Below are 11511 nucleotides of genomic sequence, written 5' to 3'. Positions count from 1 at the left end.
TTTTAGGGGTTTTTCGCCATTTTTACTTAACTTTTTGCTGCGCCCAAAATCCTTGTAACCTTTATTTGCTCAAGGTTGTCAAGTTATTCAGCAAACCCTAATTATTTAGCTATTAGTCAAGGTTAATTTCAAGTAGAATCAATTGGTATCGATGATTGATTGGGAATATCCTCAGATAATAGTGATTTGTATTTTGCTTTTGAATCTCAATACACACCGTTTCAAAAGTACGTAGCTAAGGGAAAGTCGAGACTTCAGCAACAACCCCTTTAGCTCTTAACTCTTGCGCTCGGCGATTGGTGTAGTAAAGTTCCTCTCCCGCATCAAGAACTTCTACTCCTACAGGCAAGACTTCCAGGAATTGATGAATTTGTTGTTAATATTTGATAATATAGGATATTAGCAATTGCGATCGCCAAAGTGAGATATACATGTATATATTTTGAAATATGTATACTATTGTATGGTGTAGCTATTTATAAGCTGTTTTTTAGATAGCATTTGTTACTAAAACCTAAGCTTTTTAGCCCCTTATTTTCATGAGTGTACAAAACAAACTCTCAATATATGACTTAAGATTTAATCAACGAATATCCAACTCGAACAATCGCAGAATATTAGAGATTTCTAAAAATAGTAACAAACAAGAAAATACAGTTGACTTTTTGAGTCATCTGCTTGCTATTAGAGCAATTGACTATTGGCTTGAACGAGCAAAATATCCCATTGATGTTCAAGAAGCTCTTAAATTTCTAGGTTTAAGAATCAAGACTGAATGGTCAACACGGGAGCAGAATAAGTTTGACATACTCAATTGTCTGCAACAATCTAACTCAGAAAAAATAAGAGATTTATCTCAAGAATTAGAAATAAAGGTGAATAACTTGTATGAAATACACCTATTTGATGCTAATTGTAGTGATTCTCTAATTGGTCTATTTGAAGAGGTAGAAAAATACTTAGATAAGTATACAAGGACTAATCCATGGGGATGTCATCTTGCTTTAAAGAATAACTACCAAAATTTGCGAAGAGAATTAAACAATAAATTTGAGGAGCTAGTCTCTTTTTGGAAGAAAGCTTCGGTTCACGATAGTCTCAATTTTTTTCAAGAAATTAATAGCTTTTTGCTCAGTTTTGAACATGAATATCAACAGGAAAAAGAAAAGTATTTAGATAAGACAAATGCTTGTTTACGAACTTACAAAAGATTTCTATCCGCTATTCAGGACATTCAGGACAAAGAACATCAAAATGATTTGGAGGAATTACACAATAATTTCTCTATAGCTAAACAGTCTCTATTAAATTTTTATAAATTTAAAATTAAAGCAGAAACATATTTTTTAGCTATTCAAGCGTTGAATAGTCTAATCAAAACTAATCAAATGTATCTTGAGGTTTTGGAAGAATGTTCTCGGTTTTTAACAAAAATTAAAGCCAATTTTTTAGCTCAAGATAGTGTAGAAGAAAATAATTTATTTTACTACCCTTGGTTGCCGAGAAAATAACCAACCAAGTTAATCTAGTTAATTTGCAAAAAAAAAGTCGAGATAAGATTAGGACATTCTTTGCTTACTTCGAGGCGTTACACTGGCATCACTACAGATGATGTCCAAAATGCACTTATTGAAGAAGTTAAACCCATAGCCAAAAAGATTTGCTCAGATATATATCATCAACTCGCGAGCGAAGTTGATAGTTTTGAGTAGCTGTTAAATCCTTCGATTAGAAATCTTAATTTTTTTGCATCATGCTTCATAATAACAATAATAATTCATCGTTAAATAGTCACCAATCAATCTCAAGCAAAGAAAAGTATCAAGTTTGTAATCGTTGTGGGTATGACACCAATGAGCCAAACTCTGTTGTTTGCGAAAATTGTAACCAACCTCTAACCTCTAAAAAAGAGCAAAAAGCTGGAAATAGTCTCAAGATTGACGGTCGAGAATCTACTACTCTGAATAAGAACCAGAGAAAGAAAGTCGCTCGTAGCAACAAGATGAGCTATATTTTCTCGATAGCAGGAGGAATAGCAATATTGACAACTGGGGTTCTTGCTTTCACACTCAACACCAGTCCTAAAGCAGCAATAAAAAATGCAACAGGAAGAATTTCTTTTGGTGGTGAACCTTGTAGTCAAAGGCTTGTCAATCAAAAAATTGCCAAAGCAATCAAAAATATCAACAGCGAGGTAAAATTTCGCTATTCAGATAACGATCCAAATAAAGATCAAATTCAAGAGCTTATTGAAGGACAAGTCCAAATCGCTTTTTCCGAGAAAGCTTATTTAGATAGTCACTTTAAACGAGCTAAAGAAAGAGGCATACAGATAACAGCAATCCCTTATGCTTATGATGGAATTGCATACGTTACTGATAAAAAGACGGAGACTAGACCTCTGACAGTAAAAGAACTAGAAGATATTTTTCAGGGAAAAATCACTAACTGGAAGCAATTAGGGGGTGAAGACAAAAAGATTGTACCAATTCTTGTGGCAGGATTGTGGCAGAATCCGATGGGAATTAAATTGGTCGAACAATTAAATCCCAATACCGTTTTTATGAGAGATCGTTCGGAAGCTAAAGAATTTTTGAAAAAGACCAATGGTGCAATCTTTTATACATCGGCTACTCTAGCTGCGGTCGAACTGAACGACTTAAATGTAGTATCTATCAAAAAAGATGATGGTACGATTGTTTCGCCTGTTATAAAGGCAGGGGTAACTAATCAACAAGATATTGATTCAGGAAAATATCCTTTAGTTAGAGCCTTGAATATAATTGTCAATAGTGAAATTTTCCAAAATCACCAAAATTATCAGACTCTCCAGAAAAAAGGAGTTAAAGCTCTTGTCGAATATCTAGTTTCACCAGAAGGACAAGCTATTGTTGAAGATGCTGGTTTTGTACCCAAGTATGAAGCGGCAAAGGATATTGACAGCAAGTTTTCATTTTTACCTTGGTTTTAACAACACAATTTATTTTGCACAAGTACTTACCTTGTTTGTTTGGAAGTGTTTATTTTTGGCAACTCCCTTAGCTAATGGTTTCTGACTATAAATTTGGCTTATGAGAATAACTAATTTTTCCTTGATTTATAGTGAGAATTTGAGCATCTTTGATCCACAAATCGTTAAAAGAATTAATATGGGTAGTGGTAATTAAGGTTTGAAAGCGATCGCCGATTGTTTCTAAAAGTTGATTCTGACGGTGAGGATCGAGTTCTGCTAGCACATCATCTAATAGCAATAGTGGTGGTTCGCCGATAATCTCTTCAATTAGTTTTAATTCGGCTAATTTTAAGGCTAATACCAGGGTGCGTTGTTGTCCTTGAGAGCCATAATATCTTGCAGGAGTATCATCAATCGTAAATTCAATTTCATCGCGATGTGTACCCACTACCGTTTTACCTTGATGGTATTCGGCGATGCGTCGCTGTTCTATTTTCTCTAAAAAGGCTTGTTGTACTTTTTCGGGAATGTCTTCTGTCCATCCCACATTAGGTGCGTAGGTAATAGTTAGAGTTTCGGTTTTTCCGCTAATGCGATCGTGCCATTTTTGGGCGATGGGTGCTAACCTATTTAGTACTCTAGCTCTTCTGCGGGTAACTCTCGATCCTGCTGCTGCTAATTGTTCATCCCAAAGAAATAATTGGGTTTTATCAATGGTTTTAGTGGTGGATATGTCTGATTTACGATCTTGTTCTTGTTTCCGAATCGCTTTTAGCAAGGCGTTACGCTGACGCAGTACTTGATTGTATTGTTGCAAAATATGAACGTATACTGGCTCAAGTTGAATTAATAAGCCATCAATCCAGCTACGTCTTGACTCTGGCGCACCTCTTACTAAATCCAAGTCTAGACTAGAAAATTGTACTGCGTTTAAATTGCCTAAAAATTCGATTTGTCGTCGTAAAGGTTCTTTATTGAGGGCAATAGTGCGTTTACCTTGCTTACGGAGAGTGAGAGTTAATTCTGCTGTTCCATAAGCTCTTTTGACTGTAGCGGAGATTTGTCCTGCATTACTACCATCTAATACTAACTCGCGATCGCGTATTGTGCGATGACTTTTTAAGGTAGCAAGTAATTCTACTGCTTCTAAAAGATTGGATTTTCCTTGTGCATTATTACCAACAATAATTGTTTTTTGCCGATTAAAATTTACCTGTTGTTCTATATAGTTCCTAAAAGATCGTAAATGTAGATTTTTTAAATACATTAATCGTTTTTAAGTTGTTGGTTTAGTTTCATAGTTAATTGGTTCGTTTGCTAATAGCTAATGGCTAATGGTTAGTTTTTGGTAAATTGTTGTTTGTTTCTCGTCGTTAAAAATTTTAACTTTTGACTGGCTACTTCCTCATTCCTTATTCCTTACTCCTAATCCTTCAAACAAGCCCTTCAGGAGGATCGATCTCAATCCGATTATTTTTAATGTCTACTATAGGAACTATCTCAATAACAAAGGGAATTAAGATTGTTGCAAGTTTAGGTTTTTTTGGTTTGTATTTTTTTCGTTTGCTACGACGATTAATTTTTGAAAGATCGGGAGTCTGATTTTCTTCTGGTTCTGGTTGTTTGTGTAAGGTAACTTCTAATAAGTTATTTCCTGCATAAAAGACATTTGTAACTATCCCAATATTCTCTTGTGTTTGTTGATTAAATACTTCGAGATTGATTAAATCTTGAACGTGAAACTCATCTTCTTGTAACTCAGGGCGATCGCTTTTAGGTACGAGAATTTTATAATCTCGTAATGCTTCTGCTCGATCGCGATATTCAACATCTTCTAAAGCAATTACATATAATTTTTTACCAGGAAGATAACGCCCTCCTAATAACTCTTTTGCTTCAATTTTTCCTGTATCGGGATGTTGTAACCATCTTGTTCCTGGTACTAAAAAACGTTCGGGAAAATCAGAATCAGGATAGACCCTTAGTTCTCCATACAGTCCTTGAGGAGCTACTATTGTGCCAATTTCAATCCATTCCGTTTCTTGGTTGATGGTTAATTGTTCATTGTTCATTGATAATTATTTAGTCCTGTCAAGCGAGATAATATGGTTAATGTTTCATGGGTAGGGGTGATTCGCAACCCGCGATGCAGAGTGAGTTCTTTAGAGTGAATTGCCCTTACAGTTGTTATTTTTTAGGTAATGAATTATTCTAATTACTGTAATAAAGTTGGTTGTTTACTGATAACTGATTTTGTTACTTGAGCTAGTTTTTGCATTGCTGTAACAATTTCTGATTCTGTGGCAGTCAAACTGATTCTGAGGCATTCTTGTTTATGTTTCCAAGCACCTTTTAACCCAGGGAAAAAAGTACTCCCAGGAACAGCAATTACGCCTACTTCTTTTAATTCTTGATAAAATTCCCAATCACTTATAGGTAAATCTTTAATCCATAGCCAAGCAAAAATAGCCCCTTCACCTTGATGTAAATACCAGGGGAGATCGTTAGGCATTTCTTTATCTAAAGTGGCTGCTAAAACTTCTAATTTATGTTGATAATGAGGACGAATAATCTCGGTAGAAATTTCCGCTAATCGACCAGAATTAATTGCTCTAGATGCGATCGCTTGTCCATATCTCGAAGAGTGAATGGCAGCATTTGTTTGAAAAGATTCTAGAATTTGAATTAGATTAGGATCGCCGATAGCAATCCCAATTCTTTCCCCTGGTAAACCTGCTTTTGATAAACTCATACAGTGGATTATATTATCACCAAACTGAGGATTCATTTCTGTAAAATTTAAAGCAGGAAATGGTGGAGCATAGGCAGAATCAATTAATACGGGAACATCTTGTTTTTTTGCTAAAGTAGCAATTTTACTCACTTCTTCATCTGTTAAAACATTTCCTGTCGGGTTGCAAGGACGAGAAAAGATAACACAACCAGTTTGTTCTGTAATTTCTAACTGACTAAAATCAGGGCGATATTTAAAACGATGATTTTTTTGATTGATTTCTAACTTTGGCTTGTAAGCAATCAAAGCTTCGGGAGTTAAACTAACACCACCGTATCCCGTATAGTCGGGACTCAAAGGTAGCACCACCTGACGTAAATCCCCATCTGTCGTGTAGCCACCAAAAGCATTAGCACCATAAAAATAAAGAGATTGTGAACCAGGAGTAATTAAAATATTGCGATCACGCAGTGCCTTGGCTTTGCCAAGACCGCTTATACTTAAACCATAACGCTGATTAAAATCTTGCACCACTGCTTCAATTAAAGGCGCATAACCTTGAGAAGAACCATAACGACAAACTACCTCCCCATACTCTTTACTCGCCAATAAATCCGCCGTACAGTCGCGCCATAATTGTTCTACCTCTGGCAAAATAACAGGATTACCCGCACTAAGATTAATAAATTCTTTCCCTGCACTATTCTTCAGAGTTTCGATAATATCTTTCATAATTGCCCTAACTCCCGTAAGCTGGGACATTTGCGTACCAAATTGAGACAGTGCAGGATTCATCATCTTGTAAGGTAAAAAAACTAACAGCGTATCCGTTATTTTATGCCAAAATCAAAATCTAAACCCTGCGATTTCTGTTCTAATTCAGTTGATATTCGTTATCGCATTCAATACGATGTATCAGAGGAATGGAAGCTAGTGTGTCGTCAGTGTTGGGATAAAGTGAGCCCAGATAATCCCTGCTATCGTTATGGTGGTACTTGGAAAGCGAAAAAATAATAAGCAAAAAATAACACTATTAGTGGATGTGGCAATGCTACATACCAGATTATCCTCCTCACAAAAGTCGCGGTAGTAATAATGCCAAGAACGATAACCTAGTAAGTTAGATGTTAATGATTTTTAAAAAGAAAATATGACCGATCTTGTTTATTGGAATTGGATTGCCTCAAAATCGTGGCTAACTCCGATAGTTGCTGCTGCAACAGAATCAGAAGTAGATGTAGAAGCAGAAAGCGGTAGCCTCATTCTTGCTGGAGTATTGCTTAGTTTGGTAATTGTGTACTTCGCTAGTAAATTAGGTGGCGAAATCTGTGCCAGAATCGATCTACCTCCAGTATTAGGAGAATTAGTAGGCGGGGTATTAGTGGGAGTTTCTGCTTTTAATTTGTTAGTGTTTCCTGAATCAGGTTGCACAGCAGATGATTCCCTGATTATCAGTTTTTTGCAACAAACCGCAGGTTTAACCCCAGAAGCAACTCCCCATGTATTCGCTTCCTATAGCGAGGTAATATCCTTGCTTTCGGAATTAGGGGTAATTATTCTGCTATTTGAAATTGGCTTAGAATCAGACCTCAAAGAACTAATCAGGGTTGGGCCACAGGCTGCTATTGTAGCAGTGGTTGGAGTTGTTGCTCCCTTTGCCATGGGTACGGCTGGTTTAGTTTATGTTTTTGACGTTCCTGTTATTCCTGCTATTTTTGCGGGTGCAGCATTAACCGCTACCAGTATTGGTATTACCGCTAAGGTGTTGGCAGAAATTGGACAGTTAAGTTCTGAAGAAGGTCAAATAATTATTGGTGCTGCGGTATTGGATGATATTTTAGGGATTGTTGTTTTGGCAGTCGTAGCCAGCTTAGTCAAAACTGGTGAGATTCAGATTACTAATGTTGTTTATCTGATTCTTAGTGCGGGCGTGTTTTTAATCGGTTCGATTGTGATCGGTCGTTTAATTAGTCCTTTAATTGTAGGATTGGTTAATGAAATGAAAACTCGCGGTCAAGTATTGCTAACTGGTCTAAGTTTTGCTTTTACTCTGGCTTATATTGCTAATGTGATTCAGTTAGAAGCTATTTTGGGAGCTTTTGCTGCTGGTTTGATTTTGGCAGAAACCGATAAGCGCAAAGAGTTAGAAGAACAAGTAATTCCCGTTGCCGATATTTTAGTTCCTGTCTTCTTTGTTTGTGTCGGAGCAAAAACTGATGTTGGTGTTCTTAACCCCACAATACCCAGTAACCGAGAAGGATTAGCGATCGCAGCTTTCTTAATTGTAGTTGCTATTATTGGTAAGGTGATCACTGGTTTCACTTTATTTGGCAACGGAGAAATCAACAAGTTAGCCATTGGTGTCGGTATGATTCCCCGTGGTGAAGTTGGTCTAGTATTTGCTGGTGTAGGTTCTGCTAGTGGCGCGTTATCCGAAGCAACTGAAGCAGCAATTATTGTGATGGTAATTGTGACGACTTTTGTTGCACCACCTTTTTTGAGACTGGTATTTAAAGAACCAGAAGAGGCTAAAGAAACTCCTGCTACAACAGAAAATTAAGTTTATTTATGGGGGCGAAAGTGAGTTCGCCCTCGCAGCTACACCTTAGTATATTCAGAAGATTGGAGTTGTGAGGAGAGTAATAGATAATAAGTAACTCCTACAGCCCTAATCTCATAAGATACTGTTGGCGAATTAAAATCAAGGTGATTAAAATACATCAACGTAGTGGTAATTTCTGAATTGCTACTACAAAATTAGCATCTTGTAATATCATTTCAATTTTTAAATAGGACAAAAGTTTATAAATTTCTTGATGTTAGACATTACAAGACTTTCAACGACAGAATTATATGAGTTAGCTGAAAATGAAAATACTCCTAGTGAAACTCTAATTGAACTAAGCGAAGAAAAAAATCGAGAAATTCTTCAAAGATTAGCCAAAAATCCAAATACTCCTATATCTATTCTAGAAAGGCTCAGTTACAATTTTCCTGATGAGGTTATCAATAATCCTGTTTGCGAGCTTCTCTGGTTAGAAAACCCAAATCAAATGGATTTTTATAAGGTTGCTTTGGCAAAAAGTTCCAGTACTTCAGAAGCGAAATTAATCCAGTTAGCAGAAGATTCTAATACTAAAATAAAAAATGCTCTTTTGGAAAGAAAAAGCCTATCAGTAGAACTATTAAAAAAATTGGCTACTGATTCTAATGTTTATGTGCGTCAGTCTGTCGCTGAAAATCCAAATACATCAGCAAGCACTTTAAAAATATTAGCTAATGATTCTGATTATTATGGTTATCATGTACGTCAATCGGTCGCTGCAAATAAAAATACATCAGCAAGCACTTTAAAAGTATTAGCTAATGATTCTCATACAAATGTTCTTATTTCAGTGGCAAGAAATAAAAATACGCCATTGGAAACACTAAAAAAACTGGCTATTAATTCTAATCAGACTGTGCGTTATTACGTTGCTGAAAATCCAAATACACCAGCAAGCACTTTAGAGATATTAGCTAATTATCCCGATACAAATGTTTGCTCATTAGTAGCAAATGTACGTCTGTCAGTTACAAAGAATAAAAATATATCGGTAGAAGCACTAAAAAAACTGGCTAATGATTCTAATCATCATGTACGTGAGTCCGTAGCTGAAAATCCAAATACACCAGCAAGCACTTTAGAGATATTAGCTAATGATCCCAACACATTTGTTCGTGCATCAGTGGCAAGAAATAAAAATACACCATTAGAAACACTCAACAAACTGGCTACCAATTCTAGTAATTATGTGCGTCAGTCTGTAGCTTTCAATAAAAATACATCATTATCTACTTTAGAAGAATTAGCCTCAGATGAATGCGAACACGTTCGTGGAGAGGTAGCTTGTAACCCTAACTGTCCTCTAGCAGTTTTTGAACAGTTAAAAAATGATGATAGCAAGCAGGTTCGTGCAAAGCAGCAGAAAACACTAATAATTCACCTTTAATACTAAAGTACTTTGCCAAAGATTTAGAATCGCAAGTAAGAAAAGAAGTAGCAAGCCATCAGAATACATCATTATCTACTTTAGAAGAATTAGCCTTAGATGAATGTGAACACGTTCGTATGGAAGTAGCTCATAACTCTAACTGTCCACTAGTAGTTTCTAAAAAACTAAAAAATGATTATAAGAAGAATTTACCTTCAATACTATTGTCTTAACAGTTTGATAAATTTGTTGTGCTTGATTAATGGAAAATTCAACATTTTATTTCTAAAATAGTATTTGAAAATTACAATCTTAGTATAAAGATAAAACTTAATTGTTGCCTTGCTTTCTCATGCTAGCTGCTTCTTGAAAGACTTTAGTATATTGTTGATAACCTCCAGGAAAAACCACATTTAAGGTTAGAGTATCGTCAGTATCTTTAGCATCTCCTATACCTTCAATAACTTCAGTTTTTTGTTCATTTAATTTTAAAGGCTTACGATTTTTTAGTTCTCCTCCACTGCTATCAACATAAACTACTAAATTTTCGCTCTCAAATTCTTTTCCGATCGCTTGTATTAATTCTAGAAAACCGCGATCGCTTCCTCCTCTTCTAAAGATGAGTTTATCGCCATTTTGTTCGGCTTTACTGGTCACAGTATCACCAATACCAATTATTGTGGGCATGATTTTAGAATCAAAATTATCTTTAATTAATGTTAATAATTCTGCTTTATTTTGAGGTGCTTGTCTACTATTAAATTCTTTACCCAACGGATAGTTACCAGTCTGTAAATAATAGTAGTGATTTAAAATAAAAGGTACTCCCGCTTCTTTAATCGCACCTCGCAGCATAAACTGTAGATCGGTAGTTCCAGAGTCATTTTCTGAAGCTGGTTGGATAATTTCTTTTCCCTGTTCATCTCTACCTAAATTGGGAGCAAAATGCACGAAAAATGAATTTTTAAAACCCATTGTTCCTGCTTCTTCTAATAGGTTTTGGGTTAAATTTTTCATTGCTTGTTGCAATTTAACATAGATAGCTTGCTCTGATAAAACGTCATGAAAAACATTAAGATTAACTGTCGGCGAAACTTTGTTTTCTAAAACTGTCGCCTGGATATAATCATCAAATTTTTCTGAATTAAAACCACCGTTATGCTGTTGAAAAAACTCTCTTAAACTAGCTTCTATTTTCTGGGGGACAGTTTCTAAAAAAGCCATTTCTGTGTCGCTAATTCCTGGATGAGATACATTACCATAGCGGTCTTGCCATTGCACCCCACCACCAGCTAAACCAGGTAAATATAAACCCTGTTGTTTGACTAAATCTCTCTCGTCAAAAGCTTTTTCGACAATACGATTAACTCCTCTTCTCCCAATATGCTCTCCATTAGTCAAGACAAAAAAATGACCATCAAAAGCTCTAGTTGCTTTCAAATATTGACGTTCAATCTCTCTAGTTAAAGGGTCTTTGACTAAACTCATACAAACCCCGTCTAAATCTTGAATAATCAGAATATTTTCTTGGGTTGCTAAGATATTAATTAAGACTTCGTGGTCTAGAGAAAATGAGCTTTGATGTAATTTAGCCATTCTGCTTAAATTGTAGATAATTCATATTTATCTTAAAACAAAAAATGCTTTTAAATCCCATCTAGTTTTAAGAACTTATTTTTAAAGATAACTGTTCGAGGGATCGGGGATTAGGGATTAGGGATTACCCGCATTTCTCACAAATAAGGCGATCGCTATAAGTAGAAGCCCGATCAAGTTTAGGTTTAACCCTGCTGTTCACGGCTGCTGTCAAACGACAGTCTGTTGTTTGAGTTATAGTCTGGATCAGAATC

General features: G+C 35.7%; 9 protein-coding genes. 5 read left to right on the top strand and 4 right to left on the bottom strand.

Going from position 1 to position 11511, the window contains the following annotated elements; genetic code table 11:
• The first annotated feature begins 539 nt into the window (after positions 1-539).
• Positions 540-1511: a hypothetical protein gene (locus H1P_RS25325; RefSeq protein WP_144872654.1), complete on the top strand. Its 972-nt coding sequence runs from the start codon at positions 540-542 to the stop codon at positions 1509-1511.
• A gap of 242 nt (positions 1512-1753) precedes the next feature.
• Positions 1754-2971 carry a PstS family phosphate ABC transporter substrate-binding protein gene (locus H1P_RS25320; RefSeq protein ID WP_144872651.1) on the top strand — a complete coding sequence of 406 codons (1218 nt, stop codon included), beginning with the start codon at positions 1754-1756 and terminating at the stop codon, positions 2969-2971.
• Positions 2972-3056: 85 nt separating this feature from the next.
• Here H1P_RS25320 and recF read toward each other — a convergent pair whose 3' ends face one another.
• From recF to H1P_RS25305, 3 genes are all read right to left on the bottom strand, one after another.
• Positions 3057-4220, bottom strand: a complete 1164-nt coding sequence (recF, locus tag H1P_RS25315; protein ID WP_144872648.1) for a DNA replication/repair protein RecF — start codon at positions 4218-4220, stop codon at positions 3057-3059.
• A 166-nt stretch (positions 4221-4386) separates the two neighbouring features.
• Positions 4387-5025, bottom strand: a complete 639-nt coding sequence (gene rimM / locus H1P_RS25310; protein ID WP_144872644.1) for a ribosome maturation factor RimM — start codon at positions 5023-5025, stop codon at positions 4387-4389.
• Positions 5026-5168: 143 nt separating this feature from the next.
• Positions 5169-6482 (bottom strand): valine--pyruvate transaminase, encoded by a 1314-nt coding sequence (locus tag H1P_RS25305; RefSeq protein ID WP_144872657.1) that lies wholly within the window; start codon positions 6480-6482, stop codon positions 5169-5171.
• 42 nt (positions 6483-6524) lie between these two features.
• Here H1P_RS25305 and H1P_RS36515 point away from each other — a divergent pair, with 42 nt between their 5' ends.
• The 3 genes from H1P_RS36515 (at position 6525) to H1P_RS25295 (ending at position 9679) form a co-directional block, all read left to right on the top strand.
• The gene (locus H1P_RS36515; RefSeq protein ID WP_186376140.1) at positions 6525-6701 is read left to right on the top strand and encodes a hypothetical protein; all 177 of its coding nucleotides are present in this window, start codon (positions 6525-6527) and stop codon (positions 6699-6701) included.
• Positions 6702-6837: 136 nt separating this feature from the next.
• Positions 6838-8247 carry a cation:proton antiporter gene (locus tag H1P_RS25300; RefSeq protein ID WP_144872642.1) on the top strand — a complete coding sequence of 470 codons (1410 nt, stop codon included), beginning with the start codon at positions 6838-6840 and terminating at the stop codon, positions 8245-8247.
• A 256-nt stretch (positions 8248-8503) separates the two neighbouring features.
• Complete coding sequence (locus H1P_RS25295; protein ID WP_144872640.1) at positions 8504-9679, top strand: hypothetical protein; 1176 nt, start codon at positions 8504-8506, stop codon at positions 9677-9679.
• 312 nt (positions 9680-9991) lie between these two features.
• On the opposite strand, the gene stpA is transcribed toward H1P_RS25295, so the two are convergent.
• Positions 9992-11257 (bottom strand): glucosylglycerol 3-phosphatase, encoded by a 1266-nt coding sequence (stpA, locus tag H1P_RS25290; protein WP_144872638.1) that lies wholly within the window; start codon positions 11255-11257, stop codon positions 9992-9994.
• Positions 11258-11511 lie beyond the last annotated feature (254 nt).

It is taken from the genome of Hyella patelloides LEGE 07179 (assembly GCF_900659865.1).
GTDB lineage: Bacteria > Cyanobacteriota > Cyanobacteriia > Cyanobacteriales > Xenococcaceae > Hyella > Hyella patelloides.
Note: the sequence above shows the minus strand (reverse complement) of the source record. Positions and strands in the feature narration are given on the sequence as shown.